The organism is Nocardia sp. NPDC051052 (assembly GCF_044456045.1).
Taxonomy (GTDB): Bacteria; Actinomycetota; Actinomycetes; order Mycobacteriales; family Mycobacteriaceae; genus Nocardia.
This window is the reverse complement of record NZ_JBITFL010000005.1, coordinates 522,964-545,252: the sequence shown is the minus strand read 5'-3', so window position 1 is coordinate 545,252 and position 22,289 is coordinate 522,964. Positions and strand designations below refer to the sequence as shown.

General features: G+C 66.1%; 19 protein-coding genes. 11 read left to right on the top strand and 8 right to left on the bottom strand.

What is annotated here, in order from left to right; translation table 11 throughout:
• Positions 1-95 precede the first annotated feature (95 nt).
• Complete coding sequence (locus ACIBCN_RS20275) at positions 96-701, top strand: TetR/AcrR family transcriptional regulator (protein WP_396993121.1); 606 nt, start codon at positions 96-98, stop codon at positions 699-701.
• Between the two features lie 103 nt (positions 702-804).
• Here ACIBCN_RS20275 and ACIBCN_RS20270 read toward each other — a convergent pair whose 3' ends face one another.
• Complete coding sequence (locus ACIBCN_RS20270) at positions 805-2,142, bottom strand: FAD-dependent oxidoreductase (RefSeq protein ID WP_396993120.1); 1,338 nt, start codon at positions 2,140-2,142, stop codon at positions 805-807.
• A 100-nt stretch (positions 2,143-2,242) separates the two neighbouring features.
• On the opposite strand from ACIBCN_RS20270, the gene ACIBCN_RS20265 reads away from it, so the two are divergent.
• The 6 genes from ACIBCN_RS20265 (at position 2,243) to ACIBCN_RS20240 (ending at position 5,902) form a co-directional block, all read left to right on the top strand.
• Positions 2,243-3,100, top strand: a complete 858-nt coding sequence (locus ACIBCN_RS20265) for a helix-turn-helix domain-containing GNAT family N-acetyltransferase (RefSeq protein WP_396993119.1) — start codon at positions 2,243-2,245, stop codon at positions 3,098-3,100.
• 110 nt (positions 3,101-3,210) lie between these two features.
• Complete coding sequence (locus tag ACIBCN_RS20260; protein ID WP_396993118.1) at positions 3,211-3,555, top strand: hypothetical protein; 345 nt, start codon at positions 3,211-3,213, stop codon at positions 3,553-3,555.
• A complete protein-coding gene (locus ACIBCN_RS20255) occupies positions 3,552-3,995 on the top strand; it encodes a MerR family transcriptional regulator (RefSeq protein WP_396993117.1) in 444 nt (147 codons plus the stop codon). The genes ACIBCN_RS20260 and ACIBCN_RS20255 overlap by 4 nt, the downstream gene beginning before the upstream one ends.
• A gap of 60 nt (positions 3,996-4,055) precedes the next feature.
• Positions 4,056-4,421, top strand: a complete 366-nt coding sequence (locus ACIBCN_RS20250) for an ArsR/SmtB family transcription factor (protein ID WP_396993116.1) — start codon at positions 4,056-4,058, stop codon at positions 4,419-4,421.
• Positions 4,418-5,476 carry an ACR3 family arsenite efflux transporter gene (arsB, locus tag ACIBCN_RS20245; protein WP_396993115.1) on the top strand — a complete coding sequence of 353 codons (1,059 nt, stop codon included), beginning with the start codon at positions 4,418-4,420 and terminating at the stop codon, positions 5,474-5,476. Before ACIBCN_RS20250 ends, arsB begins: the two co-directional genes overlap by 4 nt.
• A gap of 15 nt (positions 5,477-5,491) precedes the next feature.
• Positions 5,492-5,902, top strand: a complete 411-nt coding sequence (locus tag ACIBCN_RS20240; protein ID WP_396993114.1) for an arsenate reductase ArsC — start codon at positions 5,492-5,494, stop codon at positions 5,900-5,902.
• Between the two features lie 3 nt (positions 5,903-5,905).
• On the opposite strand, the gene ACIBCN_RS20235 is transcribed toward ACIBCN_RS20240, so the two are convergent.
• Positions 5,906-6,922 (bottom strand): zinc-binding dehydrogenase, encoded by a 1,017-nt coding sequence (locus ACIBCN_RS20235; RefSeq protein WP_396993113.1) that lies wholly within the window; start codon positions 6,920-6,922, stop codon positions 5,906-5,908.
• A gap of 61 nt (positions 6,923-6,983) precedes the next feature.
• Between ACIBCN_RS20235 and ACIBCN_RS20230 the strand changes: the two genes are divergently transcribed.
• Positions 6,984-7,292, top strand: coding sequence for an ArsR/SmtB family transcription factor (locus ACIBCN_RS20230; RefSeq protein WP_396993112.1), 309 nt, complete (start codon positions 6,984-6,986; stop codon positions 7,290-7,292).
• A gap of 12 nt (positions 7,293-7,304) precedes the next feature.
• Here ACIBCN_RS20230 and ACIBCN_RS20225 read toward each other — a convergent pair whose 3' ends face one another.
• Positions 7,305-8,621 (bottom strand): MFS transporter, encoded by a 1,317-nt coding sequence (locus ACIBCN_RS20225; protein WP_396993111.1) that lies wholly within the window; start codon positions 8,619-8,621, stop codon positions 7,305-7,307.
• Positions 8,622-8,716: 95 nt separating this feature from the next.
• Positions 8,717-10,165, bottom strand: coding sequence for an FAD-binding oxidoreductase (locus tag ACIBCN_RS20220; protein ID WP_396993110.1), 1,449 nt, complete (start codon positions 10,163-10,165; stop codon positions 8,717-8,719).
• Between the two features lie 110 nt (positions 10,166-10,275).
• Between ACIBCN_RS20220 and ACIBCN_RS20215 the strand changes: the two genes are divergently transcribed.
• The gene (locus ACIBCN_RS20215) at positions 10,276-10,884 is read left to right on the top strand and encodes a TetR-like C-terminal domain-containing protein (protein ID WP_396993108.1); all 609 of its coding nucleotides are present in this window, start codon (positions 10,276-10,278) and stop codon (positions 10,882-10,884) included.
• Positions 10,885-10,917: 33 nt separating this feature from the next.
• On the top strand, positions 10,918-11,601 hold the full coding sequence (locus ACIBCN_RS20210) for an NAD(P)-dependent oxidoreductase (protein WP_396993107.1): 684 nt from the start codon (positions 10,918-10,920) through the stop codon (positions 11,599-11,601).
• Positions 11,602-11,822: 221 nt separating this feature from the next.
• Here the strand turns inward: ACIBCN_RS20210 and sigJ are convergent, their stop codons facing one another.
• Complete coding sequence (gene sigJ, locus ACIBCN_RS20205) at positions 11,823-12,752, bottom strand: RNA polymerase sigma factor SigJ (protein WP_396993106.1); 930 nt, start codon at positions 12,750-12,752, stop codon at positions 11,823-11,825.
• A gap of 73 nt (positions 12,753-12,825) precedes the next feature.
• Here sigJ and ACIBCN_RS20200 point away from each other — a divergent pair, with 73 nt between their 5' ends.
• The gene (locus ACIBCN_RS20200) at positions 12,826-15,042 is read left to right on the top strand and encodes an MMPL family transporter (RefSeq protein WP_396993105.1); all 2,217 of its coding nucleotides are present in this window, start codon (positions 12,826-12,828) and stop codon (positions 15,040-15,042) included.
• Between the two features lie 277 nt (positions 15,043-15,319).
• Here the strand turns inward: ACIBCN_RS20200 and ACIBCN_RS20195 are convergent, their stop codons facing one another.
• The 3 genes from ACIBCN_RS20195 to ACIBCN_RS20185 are packed head-to-tail and all read right to left on the bottom strand — an operon-like array spanning position 15,320 to position 22,288.
• Positions 15,320-17,182 carry an acyl-CoA dehydrogenase gene (locus ACIBCN_RS20195; protein WP_396993104.1) on the bottom strand — a complete coding sequence of 621 codons (1,863 nt, stop codon included), beginning with the start codon at positions 17,180-17,182 and terminating at the stop codon, positions 15,320-15,322.
• A gap of 13 nt (positions 17,183-17,195) precedes the next feature.
• Positions 17,196-18,242, bottom strand: a complete 1,047-nt coding sequence (locus tag ACIBCN_RS20190) for a 3-oxoacyl-ACP synthase III family protein (protein WP_396993103.1) — start codon at positions 18,240-18,242, stop codon at positions 17,196-17,198.
• Positions 18,243-18,280: 38 nt separating this feature from the next.
• On the bottom strand, positions 18,281-22,288 hold the full coding sequence (locus ACIBCN_RS20185) for a type I polyketide synthase (protein ID WP_396993102.1): 4,008 nt from the start codon (positions 22,286-22,288) through the stop codon (positions 18,281-18,283).
• Between the last annotated feature and the right edge of the window lies 1 nt (position 22,289).

Sequence of the window (22,289 nt, the reverse complement as noted above, 5' to 3'; positions counted from 1 at the left end):
AACTATGCCATCGACGATAGCAGTTCCACTCGGTTACGCAACCGATCGGTCCGCCTATCTCGGAATCGGCGGCTGACCAGCTACGATGGCTGGCGATGACCGAACCTCGAATCGACGGCCGCAAGCTCCGCTACCAGCACCGCCGCCCGGAGCTGCTGGCCGCGGCGACGGAGTACGTGCTCGACCACGGCGTGGCCGATCTGTCACTGCGTCCGCTGGCGACCGCCCTCGGGGTGAGCCACGGAACGCTCATCCGGCACTTCCAGACCAAGGATGGGCTCATCGCCGAGGTGCTCGGCTGCATCCGGACGGACTTCGAAACACGCTTGCTCTCCGAGGAATTGAGCGACGCCACGTCGGGAGTCGGTGTGCTGCGCGGGATATGGCATCGACTGTGCCAGCCTCGCGAGATGCGGCAATTCCGGGTGTTGTTCGAATTGGCCGCCGCCGTAGGCTATTCGGGCACCCGGGACACCACCCTGCCCGAGACGCTGATCACGAATTGGGTCACGCTACTCGCGGAATCCCTGATCCGTTACGGCTGCCCTCCCGAAATCGCCCCTCAGGCAGCGACGTTCGTGCTGGCCCAGATCCGCGGGTTGCAGATCGACCTGATCACCACCGGCGACCGCGATCGGGTGGACCAGGCCTTCGAACTGATGGTCGCCATGCTCGAACGCGCCGCCGACGACCTGACCTGACCAACGCCAGGCAGAGACGTACGCGTGCTCGGCAGGGACCACGCAGGCCCTCGGCGGCAAGTCTACCGGCGCCGCACCGCCAGGACTCGCCGCTCATAAAGCGCTACACGCCAGCGGAAGCCACGCCGAGGGTGATCAGTTGTGGTTCCGGAGCGGCGCAGCAACCACCGGAACCGGCAGTGGCGTTGGAGTCATCGAAGACACCGGCACCGCCGCAGACACCCGTTTCGGGCAGGGTCAGCTCGATGCGAGCGGCGGACTCATGGTCACCGGCGAGCGCGGCCGCGATGCTGCGGACCTGTTCATAGCCGGTCATCGCGAGGAAGGTCGGGGCGCGTCCGTAGCTCTTCATCCCGGCCAGGAACACACCCGGCTCCGGATGCGAAAGTTCCTTCACGCCATGCGGATACACGGTGCCACAGGAATGCACGTTCGGGTCGATCAACGGTGCCAGCTCGACCGGAGCCTGCAGCACCGGGTCCAATGCCAAGCGGATCTCCGACAGCCAGGACAGCTCCGGGCGGAACCCGGTCAGCACCACGACCTGGTCCACGTCCTCGATGCGCGCTCCGGCATCGGAGACCAGCGCGTAGTGCGCACCGCTGGATTCGATTGCGGCGGTGCGGAATCCGGTGGCGACATCGAGCAGCCCGGCGTCCAGGGCGTGGCCGGCGCGCAGGCCGAGTGCACCGCGTGCGGGCAGTTCGTCGGCGTCTCCGCCGCCGAAGGTGGAGCCGACCTCGCCACGGCGCAACACCCAGCTGATGCGGGTACCCGGCGTCGACTTGGCCAGCTCCGCCAGGGCGATGATCGCGGTGAGCGCGGAGTGGCCACTTCCGGCAATCACGGTGTGCTTACCGGCGTAGCGGGCGCGCACCGTCTCGTCGCCGAGGTCGGGCACCCGGTAGGCGATCACCGCCACCGACGCGGACTCCCCCAGCGCGGGCAATCCCTCCCCGCCGAGCGGGTTCGGGGTGCCCCAGGTGCCGGAGGCGTCGATGACCGCCCGAGCCAGGAACCGGGCTTCGGTCCCGTCCGCACGGCGAATGTGCACCGACACAGGTTCGGAGTCACGCCCGGCGTCGACGACTCGATCACGGCCACGACGCGCGATGCCGACAACCTCGCTGTTGAGCTGGACGATGTCGCCGAGGGCGTTGGCCAGCGGGCTCAGGTAGGCGCCGACCCATTCCCGTCCCGTCGGATAGGTGTCGGCATCGGGTGCGGACCAGTCGGTGGTTTCCAGGAGGCGTCGGGCGGCTGGGGCGACCAGTTCGGCCCAGCGGGAGAACACGCGCACGTGGTTCCACTGTGCGACCGCCGCACCGGCAGTGTCGCCGCGTTCGAAAACCAGCGGGGTCAAGCCACGTTCGCGCAGCTCAGCGGCGGCGGCCAGGCCAATCGGCCCAGCACCTACCACGACTACGGGCAACTCGGTCATGATCACAATCCTTTCATCGATGTCCATCGATTAACTGCCCGAACTGTATCGACAGCCGTCGATGAATGCAACCATCGATGGATGTCGATACAGTAGGGGTGTGACTGACCTGGAGATGCCGGTACTACGGAACGAGCGCGAGGACGCGTTGTCGACCACCGACGCGACCACCTACTCGGCATGGTTCGCCTGCCTGGCCGACCCCACCCGCGTGCGACTGCTGCACCAGGTGGCCTCGCACCCGGCAGGCATCACGGTCGGGGAACTGGCCGAGGCACTCGACATCGGTCAGCCCACGGTCTCCCATCACGTCCGCAAACTCACCGATGTCGGCTTCGTCGGCGTGCACAAGAACGGCACCTCCACGGTGGTGCTGGTGAACCCGGCGTGCTGCACCGGCCTGCCCCATGCCGCCGACGCTGTGATGGGTGTCCTCACCCCGCGCCCGTGCTGCCCAGCGGATCTGCCCGCCGATGTGTCGGTGCGCGCGATGGCCGACGACGACTGGGCGGCGGTGCTGCGCATCTACGCGGAAGGTATCGCCACCGGAAACGCCACCTTCGCCACCGCGGTCCCGAGCCGTAAATCCCTTGACGGGCAATGGCTTCCGGAGCACCGGTGGGTCGCTGAGATCGACGGCACCGTAGTCGGCTGGGCGGCACTGAGCCCGGTTTCGAGTCGCGACTGCTACCAGGGCGTGGCTGAGAACTCCGTCTACGTCGCCGAGAGTATGCGTGGTCGTGGCGTCGGCAAAACCCTGCTGCACAAACAGGTCATCGCCGCCGACGAGGCAGGACTGTGGACCTTGCAGACCTCGATCTTCCCGGAGAACCGCGCCAGCATCGCCCTGCATCACTCCGCCGGATACCGCACCATCGGCGTTCGGGAACGGATCGCCCAGCGCGACGGGGTATGGCGCGACACGGTCTTCCTCGAACGCCGCAGTCCGGTCCGCTGACCCGCCGATCGAGGTGCCTGCCCGTGCGTGTTACGAGACGCGAAACACGCGTGGTGCGTGTAGTTTCCGAGGTTGCATTCGGTACTGGGGTACAGCCTTACCGTGACGTTATGACGATCAACCTCACGCAGGACTGGGTGCCGGAGTCGTGCACGATGCCCACCGCCGAACGCCCGATCCGCGTCGCGGAGTTCGATGAGTTCTTCGCGAGCTCGGTGCGTGAAACCGCCCGACCCGAACCCACCAGACTGGACCTGCGACTGACTCCCGGTGCGCAACAGGCCGGACAGGAACTGGCCGCGCGCGAATCCGGGTGCTGCTCGTTCTTCACGTTCACCGTCGAGGACACCAGCACCGGCGCGGTGATGGGTGTTCAAGCCCCGGCCACGCACGTCGATGTCCTCGACGCGCTCGAGGCTCGGGTGCGCGCTGTCACCGTCAAGGGTGCACGGTGAGCGCCGGACTGCGCACCGGGGAGCTCGCCGCCGCAGCCGGGGTCAATGTGCAGACACTGCGCTACTACGAACGCCGCGGACTGCTCGCCGAGCCGGACCGCTCACTGGGCGGGCACAGGCGCTACCCCGAAGACACCGTGACGGTGCTGCGGGTCATCAAGGCCGCCCAACGGCTCGGGTTCACCCTCGAAGAAGTCGCCGACCTCCTCGAAGCAACCTCACGGCGCCACCGCCGCGCCGACACCGGACTACGCGCTCATGCCACGGCCAAACTCGCCGAGGTCGACGCCGAACTCGCCGAACTCACCGCCGTGCGAAACACCCTGGCCGCCGCATTGGATGCCGGCTGCGAGAACCTCCTGGAATGCAGCGCGATCCCCTGCTGCCCAATATCTTTCGCCAACGATGCAGCTTCGGCCGGCGGCGGCTGTCAGTCCTGAAACCACACGTTCGCGGATTGTTTGCTTGCCCATCGATTAGATTTCGATCAATATAGACGAATGTCAAAGTCAGAGCTGGTGGTGGAACCGGTGCAATCGTGTTCGGCCGCGCCGATCGTCCGCGACCCATTGACCGCCGAGACCGCCGGCGAGCTCGCCGGGGTGTTCAAAGCGTTGTCGGACCCCATCAGGTTGCGGCTGCTCAGCTCGATCGCCTGCCGCGAAGGCCAGGAAGCATGCGTGTGCGACCTGTCCGAAGGCATCGACCTGACCCAGCCCACGATCTCCCACCACCTCAAAGTGCTGCGCGAGGCAGGGCTGCTCGACAGCGAACGCCGCGCCTCCTGGGTGTACTACCGAGTGGTTCCCGGTGCCCTGCAACGACTCTCCGATGTTCTACTTACCGAAAGCGGCGCCACCGCGTGAGCGTGCGAACAAGCACCGGAGTGGTCGGCAAACTGTCCACCCTCGACCGGTTTCTACCGGTGTGGATCGGCGTCGCGATGGCCGCCGGACTACTCCTCGGCCGGATGATCCCCAGACTCGGTGACGCGGTGGGCGCGGTCGAAATCGACGGCATTTCCCTGCCGATCGCGATCGGGCTGCTGATCATGATGTACCCGGTCCTGGCGAAGGTCCGCTACGACCGCCTCGACACCGTCACCGGCGACCGCAAGCTGCTGATCGGTTCGCTGGTACTGAACTGGATCCTCGGCCCGGCGTTGATGTTCGCGCTCGCGTGGCTGCTGCTGCCGGATTTGCCGGAGTACCGGACCGGGCTGATCATCGTCGGTTTGGCCCGCTGCATCGCCATGGTCATCATCTGGAACGACCTCGCGTGCGGTGACCGCGAAGCCGCCGCCGTGCTCGTCGCGCTGAACTCGATCTTCCAGGTGATCATGTTCGCCGCGCTCGGCTGGTTCTACCTCTCGGTGCTGCCCGGCTGGCTCGGCCTGGCACAAACCACCATCGACACCTCACCGTGGCAGATCGCGAAATCGGTGCTGATCTTCCTCGGCATCCCATTGCTGGCGGGGTTCCTCACCCGCCGCCTCGGCGAAGGCGCCAAAGGTCGCGCCTGGTACGAATCCACGTTCCTGCCCCGCATCGGGCCGTTGGCGCTCTACGGGCTGCTGTTCACCATCGTCATTCTCTTTGCGCTGCAAGGCAAACAGATCACCTCCCAACCCATGGACGTCGTGCGCATCGCGATCCCGCTACTGGCCTACTTCGCGATCATGTGGGGCGGCGGCTACCTCCTCGGCGCGATCATGGGCCTGGGCTACGAGCGCACCACCACGCTGGCCTTCACCGCCGCGGGCAACAACTTCGAACTCGCCATCGCCGTCGCGATCGCCACCTACGGCGCCACCTCCGGACAAGCCCTCGCCGGAGTCGTCGGACCGCTGATCGAAGTCCCGGTCCTCGTCGGCCTGGTCTATGTCTCGCTGGCCCTGCGCAAACGATTCCCCATTAGCTGAAAGATGTTCCCACCCATGGCATCCAAGCCCAGCGTCCTTTTCGTCTGCGTGCACAACGCGGGACGTTCCCAGATGGCCGCAGGATTTCTCACCCATCTCGCCGGTGACGCCATCGAGGTCCGTTCCGCCGGTAGCGCGCCCGCGAACTCGGTCAACCCCGCCGCGGTCCAAGCCATGGCAGAGCTCGGTATCGACATCGCCGACCAGTCCCCGAAAATCCTGACCTTCGACGCGGTCGAAGCCTCCGACGTCGTCATCACGATGGGCTGCGGCGACACCTGCCCAGTATTCCCAGGCGTCAGCTACCGCGACTGGGTCCTCGCGGATCCCGCCGGCAAAGACGTGGCGTCGGTGCGCCCGATCCGCGACGAGATCAAAGCGCGCGTCGAGGCGCTCATCGCGGAGCTCGGGCCGGCCCGCGCCTGATCACTAGCGCGGCACCGGCAACTCCTCGTCCCCTCGCGGTGCGCCCACAGCGACGGCGATCTTGCCGCGTGGGCGGCCGCGGCCCGCGCCGGCAGAGCCACCTTCCAGCAGTGTGTGCGCCTGTGCGATGTCGGCCAGTGGTAGTACGGCGCCGATCACGGGTTGGAGTTTGCCCTGGTCGACCAGCTGGCCGAGGGCCTCGAGCTTCGCCCGGCCGGGGCTGACGAAGAGGAAATGGTAGGTCGCGTTCACGCCCCACGCGGCGAGCAGGTTCTGTGGTTCGGGGATGTCCACGATGGACACCACGCGGCCTCGGTCGGCGAGGACCTGCGGGCTGCGGGCGAGGGTGTCGCCACCCACCGTGTCCAGCACGACGTCCACCCCGCCCAGCGCGCGGACCTGGGGCACGTAGTCACCGGCCGAGAAGTCGATCGCGACATCGGCTCCCAGTGCAGTGACGAACTCGTGATCCCTTGCCCGCGCGGTGGTTACCACCTCGGCTCCCAGCGCGCTGGCGACCTGGACGGCGACCGAGCCGACCCCGCCTGCTCCGCCGTGCACCAAGACCCGCTCTCCGGCCCGCACCCCGGCCCGTTCGACCAGCGCCTCCCACACCGTCACGCCCACGAGCGCGAGACCGGCGGCCTCGACGTGCGACAACCGTGCGGGCTTGCGGGCGACCAGGGCCTGGTCGACCACGTGGAACTCGGCGTAGGTGCCCTGCCCGGCGAACACCGGCGCCAGGTACCAGACCTCGTCGCCCGGCTCGAAGTCGCCTGCCCCAGCGCCGGTTTCGACGACCACGCCGGATGCGTCGTTGCCGATCACCGCGGGCAGCGCTACCTGGTCGCGGTAGTCGCCGCGCCGGGTCTGCAGGTCGAGCGGGTTCACGGACGTGGCAAGCACGCGCACCAGCACCTGGCCAGGTCCGGGAGTGGGTCTCGGCAGCGCTCGGGTGGCGAACGCGGTGTCCGCGGCACCGAAGCGGACGAGTTCCACCACATGCATCGAAGTCGACATGGGATGAGTTTGAATCGAAATATCGCGAAATGTCAATATGTAGGTGCGTTACGATCACCGAATGTTCTCGGAGGCGGAGTTGCTGGCTGTGTTCCGGGCCCTGTCCAACCCGACCCGCCGTCAGATGTTGGTGTGGCTCAAGGACCCGATGAGTTTCCCCGGCCAGGAGCTCGACGACGTCGAGATCGGTGTCTGCGTGACCGACATCCAGCAGCGGGTAGGTCTAGGGCAGTCCACCACCTCGCAGTACCTCGCGATGCTGCGGCAAGCAGGGCTGGTAGTCGCCACCCGGCGAGGCAAGTGGACCTACTACCGCCGCGACGAGGCCAACATCGCCCTCCTCCTAGAGACCCTGCGCGACGTGTTTTAAATCCAATACCGTTCAGCCAGAGCGTGAGTGGGGCCTCGGTCGGCTGATGGGCTCGCCGAGCTTCGCCGGTTGGCGGACGGCACGGATGGCAGGCAGGGCCAGGACCACGGCACTGGCGACCAGTTGCCATCCCACGCCGACCGCGAGCACGGGCGCGTTGCCGACCGCCTGCGCGAGCGGGCCCGCGATGGCGAAGCCGAGCGGGCCCGCGGCATATGCCCCCAGCGACACATACGAGCTGATCCGGGAGAGTGCCTCGGCGGGAACCTGCTGCTGCATGGTCGTCGACCACAAGGTGTTGAAAACCGCGCTCGCCGTGCCGGCGCAGACCGCCCCGACCACCACTACCGCCACCGGCGCGGCGAGCAGCAGGCACGCGGAGGGCGCCGCCCACAAAAAGGTGGCCGCGATCGCGACCACCAGCGGCCGCGCCGGACGCCGACCGAGCAATGCGAGCCCGCCGATGATGGAGCCCGCGCCATAACCGGCCATGATCGCGCCCCACGCCGAGGCCCCGCCGTAGCTCCGATACGCCGATACCGGGCCCAGGATCAGATAAGGGGCCCACACGATGAGGTTGAACAATGAGAACTGCACGGTGACGGCCCACAGCCAGGTGTGTGAGCGGAAGATCGTCCAGCCCTCCCGCAGTTGCGTGATCATCGAGAGTCGCTGGCGCACAGCGGGAGTCGGCAGCCGCAGCAGCAGCAGGCCGACGACGCTGATCGCATAGCTCGCGGCGTCGATGGCCAACACCGTCTGCGCTCCCGCGACGGCGACCAGGACGCCGGCCAGGGCGGGCCCGACGACGTTCGTGGCAGAGCGCGACAGACTCAGCAGCCCGTTGGCTTCTTGGAGTTGGTCTTTCGGGGCGAGGGCCGGGATCATGCCGCTCAGTGCGGGATTGAAGAACGCCTCGCTCAGCCCGCCCGTCGCGGCCAGCAGCAGCAATGCCCACAGCGGTGCGTGACCGACAGCGAACAACACCGCGATCCCGCCCTGACTCACCGTTCTGACGCAGTCGGCGGTGAGCATCACCCAGCGGCGCGGCAGCCAGTCGCCCACCACCCCACCACCGAGCAGGAACAACACCATGGGCACGATTCGTGCGGCGTTGACATAACCGAGGTCTGCCGCCGAACCATTGTTCTCCAGTACACCGAAAGACAACGCGACTGCGGCCATCGAGGTACCGAACAACGAGATCGAATAGGCGGCGAAAAACAGCCCGAATCTGCCGTGCCGGAAGGGGGCGAAGCGACCGGCTCGATGGGAGCGCGGCCGTCGCGGAAAGTCCATGCCCGACTGAAACACGGCGTAATTGAGCATGTCAACAGAGACGGCCTACTTCGCTTGTCCCCCTTGGTATTTGCACCGAAACACCCGCCCTGGATGGTGCGAGCAGGCCGACATTTATTCTCTGTTCAGCGGCCGGACTTCGAGTCGAGGACCGGGAAGTTGCTGCGGAACAAGCCATGTGTGTCCGAGTGGCGTTTGATGTCGCGCAGCCGGGCCAGGCTCTCGGGGGCGAAGGCGTCCATGGCGGTCTGACCGGGACCGAGCAGGGTCAGCGGCGTCCGACGGCTACGGGACGAGCCCAGGGCAGTCAGATACTCCTCCATCCTGGTTATGTTGGCGGCGGCCATCTCCGGGGTCACCTCGGGTGCGATCAAGCCGATGTAGTACGGGCTGGCGACAGCGCCCGCCGGGGTGTCGGACGGGCGGGCGAGCCTGCCGCCGAGATGACGGATCTGAATCGCGGCGACCGGTGCCATCGGCTTGGCGAGCAAGGTCGCGACATCGGCGTCGGTGAGCCCGTTCAGCAGTTCGATCTGCGAACGGATCGGACTGGGGTCAGCGGGTTCACCGGTGATGGTGCCCAGTTCGGCGATCGCCATCATCCGGCGGGTGTCGCGCATCTTGCCGTCGATGCCGTCGAACGGACGCAACAACGCTTGTCCGGCCGCCTCATCGCCGAGGTAGGTGGCGTCGAGGCCGACCATCGGTGGGGCGCCGTCGAATTGGAGCAGGCTCCACCAGAGCGTCAGCTCGTCCGGGGCCGTCGCGGTGACCTCACGGAACGCCGCCATCACCTGCGGGGCCCGATCCGCGGGCCAGAGCACCCGGCCACCGTAGAGACCCGGAATCGGGTGCAGTCCGAACTCGATGGTGGTGACCAGCGCGTAGTCGCCGCCGCCACCACGTAAGGCCCAGAACAGATCTGGCTCGGTAGCGGCGGTCACCCGTGTGGTCCGGCCGTCTGCGTCGATGATCTCGAACGCGGTGACGCTGTCGGCGGCCCACCCGAACTTCCGGGCGAACCAGCTCAATCCACCGCCGAGGGTGTAGCCGGTGATGCCGACACCCGGCGCGCTACCTGCCACACCGGTGAGCCCGTGCGAACTCGCGATCTGTTGCACCTGCCCCCAGGAGACGCCTGCACCGACTCGGGCGGTGCGGGCCACCGGATCGACCCGAATCTCGTTCAGGGCCTTGGTGCGTACCAGAATCGTCCCGTTCACCGCGGGCGAGGGATTGTGGCCGTTCGGCTGGACCGCCAGCGTACTGCCGGCATCTTTGGCATACCGCACCAGCGCCGCGGCGTCCTCGACATCGGCGAGTTCGACGACGGCGCGCACCGACTGGTCGACCGTCAGATTCCAGGGCTTACGAGCCACGTCGAACCCTTCGTCGCCGGGTAGCAGCACCCGTCCGCGCACGGCGGATCGCAGCGTCGAATCGTTGCCCGGAGCAGCCGGTGAATCGAACCCGTCCGTCGTGCACGCTGCCACCGCAAGGCCACTTCCGACCACTAGCAAACGGCGGCGGCTCAGCTCGAACGACCCGCCCTTACCGTCCTGACCTGCACTCATTTCATTCCTTCCGAGGGATTCATTACGAAACGATACGCACTCATTTCGTAACTGTAGATGCGATACAGAACACGCTTGTTTCGTAACCACTCGGGGGCTACGCTGTCGATGTGTCGACACAACAGGGCGGCGATGCCAAGGCCAAATCCGGTGGCAGACCCCGGGATCCGGGCCGCGACCGCGCGCTACTGGCCGCGGTCACCGAGATCCTGCCCGAGGTGGGCTACGACCGGCTGACCATGGATGCCGTCGCGGCCAGAGCGGGCGCGGGCCGGGCCACCGTCTATCGACGCTGGAAAGACAAGTCGGAACTTGTCCGGGACGCCATCCAGGCCCTGATCTGGGACGAGCCGATACCCGATACGGGCAGCCTGCGCTCCGACCTGATCGCGGTGGGGGCCATGTACCTCGATCCGAGCAGCCGGCGCGACTCGATCCTGTCCGCGCTCGCGTCGGTGATCAATCGCGACCAGCAATTGCGCGAAACCGTCGAACGTGTCATCTCGCAACCGCGCCGCGCGGCCTACGCCGCCATCGTGGAGCGTGCGCGCGAGCGCGGCGAGATCATCGAAGGTGCCGACACCGAACTCATCGCGGACGTCGTTCCCGCGATGATCTTCTATCGGCTGCTCGACAAGGAAGAACCAATGGAGGGCGCATATTTCGAGCGGGTGATCGATGCACTGATCCTTCCGCTGCTCACCGGATATGCGAAATAGAAAATAGATGAACCGGCTGGTGGGAGAAACACGATGGGGTTTGTTGTATTCGGTGCCAGCGGGCCGACCGGATTACAGGTCATCCAGCAAGCAATAGACAAAGGTTACGAAGTCACCGCCGCAGTTCGTCGTCCCGATGAATTCCCGCTCACCGCGCCCTCATTGCAGGTTGTGCGGGTGGACGCCCTCGACGCCGAATCGGTCGAGAACGCGGTGGCCGGCCAGGATGCCGTGATATCCATCCTCGGCGGAAAATACACGATGAAGCCGGTGTCGATATTCTCCGAGGGGTTGGGAAACATCCTGCCCGCCATGGCGGCTCATAATATCGAACGCCTGGTGTGCGTCAGCTCGGTGTGTGTCCCGGGAAAAGCCGCACCGGGCGAAACATTCCTCTTCCGCGCGGCGCTCCTCCCCATTCTGCGCACCCTGGGCCGCACCGCGTACTTCGATATGGGCCGCATGGAGGAGATCGTCCGGAACAGCGGCCTCGACTGGACCATCGTCCGGGCCTCGGGACTTTTCGACGGCACCCGGGTCACCGACTACACCATCGCCGCGTCGAGCATCCCCGGCCGCTACACCTCACGCGCGGATCTGGCGGACGCACTGCTGCGCGAGGTCACCGAGAACCGGAATGTCAAGGCCACGGTCGACGTGGTGACCACCGAGGGCGTCCCGCGCCTGACCGACAGCTTCCGGCGCGGCCAGAAATAGCCCGCGATGCCGAGGCGAGGTAGCGTGCGCTCAGCCAGTGTCGACCATGGGCTGATGCGAGGTGGGGTAGGCGTCGCTGACAAGTTTGAAGCCGACGCCGGTCTTGGGCGTGATCGTCATCGGACTCGATGTCTACTACACCGTCGCACTGGTGCGGAAGATGCGGGCGGAGGGCCGGAATCCGTGGGCCTTGCCGCGGGTGTTCGGCGCGGCGAAGCCGGTCACGGCAGTCGTCGCGGCGCCGAAAGATCGAGGATACGCAGTTTGACCGGGCTGACCACGGAGTAGATACCGCGGATCGTGTGGTCGTCCGGATCGATATCGAGCGCGACGACAGCGAACGGTGCGGCGTTGCGGGACAGCAGGATCGCGGGCCCGCCGTTGATGTGCACCATCGACGGCGTCAATTGATCCATGAACAGAGCCTCGGCGCCGTCGCGCAGGCGAAGCACCTTCTCGCGTCCGACTATGACGCGCCGGGCGGTCTTCACGAGGCCCCCGCTGTCGGTCCACATCGCCACGTCCGGGGCGAGCAGTTCTAGCAGTGCGTTGAGGTCGCCGCCCTGCGAGGCGACCAGGAACCGCGCGGTAACTGCCCGGCGCACATCGAAATCGGCCTGGTAGCGCCCGCGACGCTGCCGGATGTGCTGATGTGCCCGGTGACCGACCTGACGGACGGAATCCGGGCTGCGCTCGACGACGTCGGCGATCTCCCGGTAGCTGTAGCCGAATACCTCGTTGAGCACGAACACCGCGCGTTCCAGCGGAGTCAGCGACTCCAGCACGACCATCATCGCGAACGAGATCGCTTCGGACTGCATCGCGTTCACCTCGCCGTCCACGTCGGTCGGCAACGGCTCGGGCAGCCAGAGTCCCGGGTAGGTCTCGCGTTCGCGGCGCGCGCGGTTCAGCCGGGCCAGCGCGTCGTTGACGCCGATCCGGACCAGGTAGGCGCGCACGTTGCCGATGTCGGCACGCCGAGCCGAGGCCCAGGCCAGCCAGGCCTCCTGGACGACGTCCTCGGCCTCGGCTACCGATCCGAGCAGGTTGTAGCTGACGGCGAAGACCAGATCTCGGTGCTGTTCGAACTCCGTGGTGGCATCGTCGAGCGCCGCCGAATTCGTCGCATCCCCCGGTGTGACATGAACCACCCAGTCATGATGTCACACTTCCGGATCGCCAAATCTCCTATCAGTACCTGAACCCTATGACGGGAGGAAAGTCATGTTGGAGCGTCTTTCAGCGCTGATCGTGCGCCGATCGCGCATCTGCCTGATCCTCGCGGTACTGCTCGTATTCGCCAGTGGCGCAGCGGGTTCCGCCCTCTATCCGAAGCTGTCGGCGGGTGGTTTCGCGGACTCGGACTCGGACTCGGCGCGCGGTGCCGACCTCCTGCAATCGGAGTTCGGCAGCCAGGCGTCGAACCTGACGTTGCTGGTGAAGAGCCCGGACAGCATCGACTCGACCGACACCGCCCGGGACGGACGGGCATTGGCGGAGAAACTGGCCACCGAGCCGGGAATCGACGGTGTCAGCTCGTACTGGACCAGCGGCCGAGCGCCCCAACTGCGCAGTCGAGACGGCAAGCAAGCGCTCGTCCTCGCGACCATCGCGGGCGACGAGACCGCCGTCGAGAAGCGCATCACCGGAATTCAAAAGGACTACCAGAAAGATTTCGGCAGCCTGCAGGTCACGTTCGGCGGCAATGCCGTCTTCCAGCACGAGATGAACGTGCAGGGGCAGAAGGATGCGACGAAAGGTGAGTCGCTGGCCTTTCCCATCACCTTGGTCTTGCTCGTGCTCATCTTCGGCAGCGTGGTCGCGGCATTGACGCCACTGGCGGTGGCGATCGTGGCCATGCTGATCTGCATGGGGATCATGTGGGCCCTGCTGTACGTCTCGACCCTCTCCACGCTGGCCATCAGCGTGGTCACCTTGCTCGGGCTCGGTTTGGCGATCGACTACAGCCTGCTGTTCGTCAACCGGTATCGGGAGGAATTGCGCGCCGGGCGCGACGTTCCCGCCGCGATCCGGATCACGATGAACTCCGCGGGTCGCACGGTGATCTTCTCCGCGATCACCGTGGCCATCGCCTTGACCGGACTGATTTGGTTCCCGCTCGATGCGATCCGGTCGATGGGCTACGTCGGCGTGATCACCGGGCTGACCGCGGGCGCGACGTCGGTCACCGTGCTGCCCGCACTGCTCGTCGCCCTCGGCCCCCGGATCGAGAAATGGCGGGTGCTGAAGCACCGCCCGGCGGCGGCCGAAACCGATGTCACCGAAGGCTTCTGGCACCGGCTGGCTTCGGCGGTCATGCGGCGGCCGATCCCGGTCGCCATCCTGGTGACGGCATTTCTGCTGCTGCTCGGCGCACCGGCGCTCGGCATGAAACTCGGCATGCCGGACGAGCGGATTCTGCCGACCTCGACCATGGCACGACAGGTCGCCGACACCCTCCGCAGCGACTTCGACACCAGCGGTCAGAACAGCCTGCTGATCGTCGCACCCGAGGCGAACACCGATCCGGCAGCGCTCACCGAATACGCGACACGGCTCTCGGCATTGCCTGCGGTCGCGCAGGTCGATACCGCCACCGGCTCCTTCGCGTCGGGAACCCAGAAAGTCGCGGCAGATCCGCAGAACGCCAGGTTCACCAGCGGGACGGCGACCTACTTTTCCGTGCTGCCGACGCCATCGGGCCTGAGCGATTCCGACGCGCTGGTCAAATCGGTGCGGCAGACGCAGGCACCGTTCCCGACCATGGTGACGGGAATCGCGGCGGTCAACTACGACGCGACCCGGGCGATCATCGACCGGCTGCCGTACGCCCTCGGTTCGGTGGCGATCTTCATGGTCGTGCTGTTGTTCCTGGTGACCGGCAGCGTGCTCGTGCCGTTCCTTTCGCTGGTACTCAGCGTGCTGAGCCTGACCGCGACCTTCGGCGCGCTGGTGTGGATATTCCAGGACGGGCACCTGTCCTGGCTGCTCGGCGACTTCACCGCGACCGGCGCATTGTCGGCCTCGATACCGGCGATGCTCTTCGGGCTTTCCTTCGGTCTGGCGATGGACTACCAGGTCTTCCTGCTCGCCCGAATCCGCGAGGAATACGACAAGTCTGGTGACGGCACCGTCGCCGTCGCGGTCGGTCTGGAGCGAACGGGCCGGATCGTCACCGCGGCCGCCCTGGTTATCTCCGTGGTCTTCCTGGCCTTCACGGTTTCCGGAATCTCACTGTCCAAGGCGTTCGGTATCGGGTTGCCGTTGGCGGTGCTGATGGACGCCACCCTGGTCCGCGGGGCTTTGCTGCCTGCCACGATGCGGCTCTGCGGCAAGGCCGCCTGGTGGGCACCGCTGTTCTTGCGGAACATCTTCGAACGGACCCGTCTGCATTATTCGGGCACCGAGCAGGCCGAGCCGGTGCGCTCGACGACCGGATAGGTCGAGCGGGCGTCCGCTGCCGTTCAGGTCTGAGATCGGCGTACTCCTCAGCGTGCCAACTGGCTCTGATGCAAGTCGAATCCACAGCTCGGGCACACGGCTGCCGGCTGTTTACCGACCTCGCCGTCATCTTCTTGCGGCTGGCCCTGCTCGTCGTCGCGCCCCGCTTTCGATCTACGGCGTTCGGTGCGCAGCACTTCACGAAACCCGCGCACCGAAAGTCGTAACGCCTCGGCGTGCCGGAATTCGATTGCTGACGAGTCTGTTAAATCGGGCGCTAGAACGCGGCCTCGTCGAGCTCCATGATGTCGTTGTCGAGGTTCGCCAGCACGGTGCGGGTCGTGGTCAGCTCGGGCAGGATATTGCGTGCGAAGAACTGCGCGGTCGCGATCTTGCCGGTGTAGAACGCCTCGGTGGAGCCGCCGCCGGTGACTGCTCGCAGGTTGCTCGGGTCGGCACCGTCCAGCGCCTTGATGGCGATCTCGGCCTGCCGCAGCAGCTGCCAGCCGATGAGCAGGTCGCCGACGGACATCAGGAAGCGAACGCTGCCGAGGCCGATCTTGTAGAGCTCCTTCGGGTCCTGCTCGGCGCCCATCAGGTGCCCGGTCAGGGTGGCCACCATGCCCTGCACGTCTTCGAGGGCGGTGGCGAGCAGTTTGCGCTCGGCCTTCAGGCGGCCGTTGCCCCCCTCCGTCTCGATGAACTTCTGCACCTGGCCCGCCACGTGCGCCAGCGCCACGCCGCGGTCGCGAATGATCTTGCGGAAGAAGAAGTCCTGCGCCTGGATGGCGGTGGTGCCCTCGTACAGCGAATCGATCTTGGCGTCGCGGATGTACTGCTCGATCGGGTAGTCCTGCAGGTAGCCGGAGCCACCGAAGGTCTGCAACGATTCGGTCAGGTACTGGTAGGCCCGCTCGGAACCGACACCCTTGACGATCGGCAGCAGCAGGTCGTTGACGCCGGCGGCCAATGTCGCATCAGCACCTGAAACATGCTCGGCCACAACCGGATCGCCATGGGCTGCGGCATACATGTATACGGCACGCAAGCCCTCGGCGTACGCCTTCTGTAAGATGAGCGAACGGCGTACATCCGGATGGTGCGTGATCGTTACCCGCGGTGCGGATTTGTCCGCCAGCTGACTGAGGTCGGACCCCTGGACACGGGTCTTCGCGTAATCGAGAGCATGCAGGTAGGCCGACGAGAGCGTCGCGGTTGCCTTGACGCCCACCATCATTCGCGCTGATCGAATGACTTCGAACATCTGCGCAATGCCTTTGTGGGTCTCACCGACCAGCCAGCCTTTAGCCGGGATGCCGTTGCCGCCGAAGGTGACCTCGCAGGTGGCCGAGACCTTCAAGCCCATCTTGTGCTCGAGGTTGGTCACGAAGACACCGTTGCGCTCGCCGAGCGCACCGGTGTCGTGGTCGAAGTCGAACTTGGGCACGAGAAACAGGGACAGGCCCTTCGTTCCGGCTACGGCGCCCTCCGGGCGGGCCAATACCAGGTGGACGATGTTGGGAAACAGATCGTCCGAGTCGCCGTTCGTGATGAAACGCTTGACGCCCTCGATGTGCCAGGAGCCGTCCGCCTGCTCGATCGCCTTCGTCCGGCCTGCCCCGACGTCGGAACCGGCGTCCGCCTCGGTCAATGCCATTGTCCCGCCCCAGTTCTGGGCCGACATCAATACTGACCAGCGCTTCTGCTCGTCGGTGAGGCTTTTGTGCAGGGCGTTCAGGAACGCCGACCCGGTGGCGTAGATATAGGCGGCGGGCGCGGCGCCGAGGATCATTTCGGCGATCGACCAATTCACGACCGCGGGGGCGCCGAGACCGCCGAGCTCTGTCAAGTTCCCCACACCGGCCCAGCCGGCCTGCTGCAGGGCGCCGAAGCTCTGCTTGAAGCTTTCGGGGAGCCGCACGCTGAAGGTTGCCGGATCGAAGACCGGAGGGTTCCGATCGGCGTCGATGTGCGAAGCGCCAAGGGGCCCTTCAGCCAGCCGACGAACCTCGTCGAGCATCGTGCGAACGGTTTCGGAATCCAGGTCGCCGAAGGCGCCCGAATCCAGAAGTCCGCCAAGGTTCAACGACTCGAAGAGGTTGAACTCGAGATCTCTGACATTGCTTCGGAAATGACTCATTCTTATCCATCTCTCAGTGCTGGGACGCGCCGTGCCAGTGCACGAGACCGGCGGCCGCGAAGTCGCCCGCATGGGCGAATCCGGCGATCACCACGAGATCGCCGTGATCGATCGAGCCATCCCGGATGGCGTGATCCATGGTTATCGGGGCTGCTGCCCCATACAGGTTTCCGAACAGGTCGAACGTATCGAGGTGCTGGTGGGACTTGAGTCCGAGATCCGCCGACCAGTTCTTCAGGAAGATCCGATTCGGCTGGTTGGTAACGAGGATGTCGATATCGTCCCGCGCTATCCCAGCCGTCTCGCATACGCCTGAAACCACTTCGGGCACAAGACGATTGCCGCGAGCAATGATGTCGGCCCCGAGCTCCCTGTCGAACTCGACATCGACCTCGCTGTCGCCGGGCTCCCAGTACTTTCTGCCGTCCTGGCGCACCGGCCGAACGTCGCGGGCATACTCCGGACTGTTCTTGGTGAAGACACCAAGGATGGGGGACGGCCCGCCTGCCGTCAGATAGGCAACCCCGCACCCGTCACCGGGCGTCGCCGCATGCCCGCGCCCCCGAACTTGGTCCTGCGCGAAGATCTGGCCTGCCGAATTCTGCACGTTGGCGATCAGTGCCGTATCGCCTTCCCCGCTGTCGATCAGCAGCTTTGCCAGCTTCAGCAGGTAGGGAAACGAGGCACAGCCGGTGTTGTGCAGGTCGAGGATGACCTTGGGACTGCACCCGAGTCGGTGCGCTACCTCGGCACCCGATCCGGTGAACAGTGCGTCCGGCAGGAGAACGTTGGTCAGCAGGATGTCGACGTTGCCTTCGGGCGAGAGCGCCAGCCGGTCGAACATGGTGTGCGCCGCACGCTCGATCATGTCGGCCGCTCGCTCGTCCGGCGCGACATGGTGTCGAAAGCGCGGCGGGCGCATCAGCGCCGGGGCGGCCGACTGGTCCGCGGACGTGTCACCGAAGAACTCGACGCCCAGTCTTCGCTCCGGGACATAACTTCCGAATCCCACGATGCCGACGTCACGCACGGGTCGCCCCGAGGAATTCTCCGATGACATTACCGAGCTGTAGCTCCATACCTGTCCTCCTTACCTTGCTAGTTGCGCCGGTTGCTCTGCCGGGCAAGCCAATCGAGTACCGAATCGGCCGTCGCGCGGGCGTCGGCCTCCAAAATGGAGAAGTGATCGGCATCCGCCCTGAGCGCCTCGTCCGCGATATCCCAATGCCGCCAGGTGTAGGCCGGGTCGGATTCGACGGTGCGCCCCGCGGCCAGTAGCACGGAGGCGGCCGAAAGCTCTTTTCTATCAGGGGCTTTCCACTGCGCGAACAGGTCGAGATAGGTTCCCATCGAAAGCAGGTTGCTGTCGTTGATCACCGCACCGTCGGGGTCTCGGCGCACGATATGCCCCATCGCCCAGGCAAAGGTGTCGTCGAGGAGTTCCTGGTTTGGCTCGATGGTGTCCAACATGATCACACCCGCCACCGGATAGCCTCGCGATTCGAGCTCGATCGCGATGTCGTTGGCAAGCAGACCGCCCATCGAATGCCCGACCAGGAGCACACGATCGGCTTGGCCGGTTACCGCAGCGATTGCCGACGCCGCCTCGGCGATCGCCCCGTGCCAGGACTCGGGACGCGAATCCGCGGTACCGAAACCAGGCAGCGTCAATCCACGGACCCGGCCGAGAGCGGATATGGCACTGGCGAAGCGGATGAATTGATGCGGCCCGGACCCCGCCAGAAACGAGGGGACACAAATGATTTCGGTGTCGCCCGGACCGTCTGCCAGCAGCACCGCCCCGTCGGCGCGCTGCCCGCGCGCCGGTTGCGGTGCACGCAATCTGGATGCGGCGGTGAGGACACCGATCATGTCGGCTGTGGTGCCCCCGGCCACCGCGGCTGACAGCAGCTTCGTCAGAGTCCCCATTGCGCTGTCCATCCCCACCGGCACGACGCCAGGGGCGACAACGGGTCCGGCCACGGCCGAATGCGCAGGCATGTCCGCGGCCGTTCGCTCCACCAGCGGGAGCAGCGCCTGCGACACCGTGGTTGCGGTGGGATTATCGATGAGGAATTGCGGCGGCAGCTCGACCCCGGTCAGGGCAGCGAATCGCTTGTGCAGGCGAACCGCGTTCATCGACTCGATGCCGAGCTCGAGCAGGCTGCGGTCCGGGTCGATCGAGGCGGCGTCGTCCACGCCGAGCACCCTCGCGAACTCCACCCGGACGAGTTCCAGCAAGGTGGGCGCCGGATCGTCGGCGGGGATTCGCCACCGCTGTGGCGCGCTAGCCGCGGGCTGACGCTGAATCTCCGTGTTGTCGCTGCTGGTGATACCGGATGTGCGCACGCCGGAAGGGATTTCAGGAACCCAGAACCGGGCGTGCTGAAACGCATAGACCGGCAGCGAACAGTGGCCCGCGGTGGAGTTCTCGTAGTACGCGTCCCAGTCGACGGGCACACCGTTGCTGTGCAGCGCTGCCGCGGCTGCGACAACCTGTTGGGCGGCCGGAACCTTGCGATCGAGAGCGGCGACGGCTCTCGCCTCGTCACCGGTCCCGATGAGGCACTCGTCCACGAGCGAGGTGAGTATGGCGGAAGGCCCCAGCTCCAAGTAATGCGTGACGCCCGCGCCCGCGAGCCAGCGAATCCCGTCGTGGAAGCGAACCGTTGCCCGCAGATGCCGCACCCAGTACCCGGGGTCGGTCGCTTCGGCCGCTGTGATCGGCCGACCGGTCATCCCGGAAACGATCGGTGTCGCAGGCGGTTCGAGGTGCACGCTCTCGACGACCGCCGCGAAGTCCGCGAGGATGGCGTCCACGTAGTGCGAATGGAATGCGTGGGAAACCTGAAGACTTCGGGTGCGCCGGCCGCGCGCCGCCCACAGATCAGCGCATGCGGCCACGGACTCGGCTTCGCCGGATACGACGACGGAACGAGGGCCGTTCACAGCGGCGATAGCGATCCGAGAAGCATCGTCGGCAAGGGACGCGCGGACTTCCGCCTCCGAGGCCTGGATCGAAAACATCGCGCCGTCGGTGCTCAGCGACTGCATCAGGCGACCACGTGCGGCTACGACCTGACAAGCATCATCGAGTGTGAAAACGCCCGCCAGGTATGCCGCGACGAACTCACCGAGGGAATGGCCGATCAGGTAATCCGGTCGCACCCCCCAGCTTTCGAACAGCCGGCACAGCGCGACCTCCATCGCGAACAGAGCGGGCTGCACTACGCTGGCCGATTCCAACGCATCGGGGTCCGACAGCGCGGAGATCAGCGCGGTGCCCAGGTACGGGTCGAAGGCCGCGCAGACCTGCTCGAGTGTTTCGGTGTAGACGCGAAAAGCGGGGTCGTCGAGTGCCGTCCCCATGCCCGGGTATTGGGCTCCCTGGCCGGTGAACATGAAGGCGATGCGGCCCTCGCGTGCGGCCCGCACTGCCGCAGAGTCCAATTCCCTGGTGAGAGCGAGGACCGAGGCTGCCATGCGCTGCCGGTCGGCGCCGATGACAGCTACTCGCTGGTCGAAATGCGTCCGCGTCGTCGCAAGTGCTCGCGCGAGCTCGGCCGGTGTCGATGGCGAATCGTCGGCGAGTTGGGCATGCAGACGCGTCAGCTGGTCGCGCAGAGCCGGAATGGTCTTTGCCGAAAAGATCCAGCTGAAGTATTTTTCGGAAGAATCAGGAGTTTCCGGCAGCGGTGCTGCCGCGCCGGCATCCTCGACGATGATGTGGCAGTTGGTTCCGCTGATCCCGAACGCCGACACCCCGAACCGCCTTGGCCGGTCGGACGTGCGTGGCCATGGCCGGGTCTGCTCGAGCAGGGCTACGGGACCGGTCGTCCAGTCGACCTTTGGGGTGGGCCTATCGATGTGGAGGCTTCTCGGCATCGCGTCGTGGCGCAGCGCCATGACCATTTTGATGAGCCCCGCAATGCCTGCCGCCGCCTGGGTGTGCCCGATGTTGGACTTCACCGACCCCACGTACAGCGGCCATTCCGGTGACCGTCCCGGTCCGAAAACGTCGAGCAGCGCCTGTGCTTCGATCGGGTCGCCGAGCACGGTCCCGGTACCGTGCGCCTCTATGACATCGATATCGGCGGGCCCGAGTCGAGCGTCGGCCAGCGCGTCAGCGATAACCCGTTGCTGTGCGACACCATTCGGTGCGGTGAGCCCGTAACTCGCACCGTCTTGGTTGACGGCTGTGCCCCGAATGACCGCGAGCACCTGATGCCCCTGCTGCTCGGCGTCGGCCAGGCGCATGAGGACGATCGTGCCGACGCCCTCCGCCCATCCCGTTCCGTCCGCCGCGGCGGCAAAAGATCGGCATCGCCCCGATTCCGAGCAACCGCCTTGCCTGCTGAACTCGACGAACACGCTGGGGCTCGACATCACCGTCACCCCGGCGGCAAGGGCACTGGTGCACTCGCCGCGGCGCAGCGATTGGACGGCAAGGTGCACAGCCACCAGCGACGACGAGCATGCGGTGTCAACCGTCAGTGCGGGCCCGGTGAGGCCGAGGTGGTACGCGATTCGTCCCGAGGCAACGCTGCCGGCGTTCCCCACGCCCCACAGGCCGCCGAACCGGTCGGCGTCAGCGCGCGCGCCGAGGAAATACTCCTGGTGCATAAGGCCGACGAAGACACCGGTGGGTCCATCCCGAAGGGCGCCAGGAACGATTCCAGCGTTCTCGATCGCTTCCCACGCCGATTCCAGCAGCATTCTTTGCTGCGGGTCCATCGCCGCGGCTTCCCGAGGACCGATGCCGAAGAATTCGGCATCGAATCCCGGTGCGTCGCCGAGGAACCCGCCGTGGCGCGTATATGTCTTACCCGGCGCATCCGGGTCCGGATCGTAGAGTTCGTCGACCTGCCAGCCCCGGTCGGCCGGGAAGTCCGAGATCGCGTCGGTCTCTGAGACGACGAGTCGCCACAGTTCTTCGGGCGAGGCCACCCCACCCGGGTAACGGCAGGCCATGCCGACGATCGCGATGGGTTCGAGAGCGCGCTCGGTGACCTCCCGCAACTGCCGTCTCGTCCGATCGAGCTCGGCCGTCACCCGCCGCAGGTACTGGAGGGTTTGCTCCGCTGCCCCCGCTTTCTCATCCCCCATT

Coding starts and splice junctions, on each gene's coding strand:
- ACIBCN_RS20275 (WP_396993121.1), top strand. CDS start 96: ATGACCGAACCTCGAATCGACGGCCGCAAGCTCCGCTACCAGCACCGC.
- ACIBCN_RS20270 (WP_396993120.1), bottom strand. CDS start 2,142: ATGACCGAGTTGCCCGTAGTCGTGGTAGGTGCTGGGCCGATTGGCCTG.
- ACIBCN_RS20260 (WP_396993118.1), top strand. CDS start 3,211: ATGACGATCAACCTCACGCAGGACTGGGTGCCGGAGTCGTGCACGATG.
- ACIBCN_RS20250 (WP_396993116.1), top strand. CDS start 4,056: ATGTCAAAGTCAGAGCTGGTGGTGGAACCGGTGCAATCGTGTTCGGCC.
- ACIBCN_RS20240 (WP_396993114.1), top strand. CDS start 5,492: ATGGCATCCAAGCCCAGCGTCCTTTTCGTCTGCGTGCACAACGCGGGA.
- ACIBCN_RS20235 (WP_396993113.1), bottom strand. CDS start 6,922: ATGTCGACTTCGATGCATGTGGTGGAACTCGTCCGCTTCGGTGCCGCG.
- ACIBCN_RS20230 (WP_396993112.1), top strand. CDS start 6,984: ATGTTCTCGGAGGCGGAGTTGCTGGCTGTGTTCCGGGCCCTGTCCAAC.
- ACIBCN_RS20225 (WP_396993111.1), bottom strand. CDS start 8,621: ATGCTCAATTACGCCGTGTTTCAGTCGGGCATGGACTTTCCGCGACGG.
- ACIBCN_RS20220 (WP_396993110.1), bottom strand. CDS start 10,165: ATGAGTGCAGGTCAGGACGGTAAGGGCGGGTCGTTCGAGCTGAGCCGC.
- ACIBCN_RS20210 (WP_396993107.1), top strand. CDS start 10,918: ATGGGGTTTGTTGTATTCGGTGCCAGCGGGCCGACCGGATTACAGGTC.
- ACIBCN_RS20200 (WP_396993105.1), top strand. CDS start 12,826: ATGTTGGAGCGTCTTTCAGCGCTGATCGTGCGCCGATCGCGCATCTGC.
- ACIBCN_RS20195 (WP_396993104.1), bottom strand. CDS start 17,182: ATGAGTCATTTCCGAAGCAATGTCAGAGATCTCGAGTTCAACCTCTTC.
- ACIBCN_RS20190 (WP_396993103.1), bottom strand. CDS start 18,242: ATGTCATCGGAGAATTCCTCGGGGCGACCCGTGCGTGACGTCGGCATC.
- ACIBCN_RS20185 (WP_396993102.1), bottom strand. CDS start 22,288: ATGGGGGATGAGAAAGCGGGGGCAGCGGAGCAAACCCTCCAGTACCTG.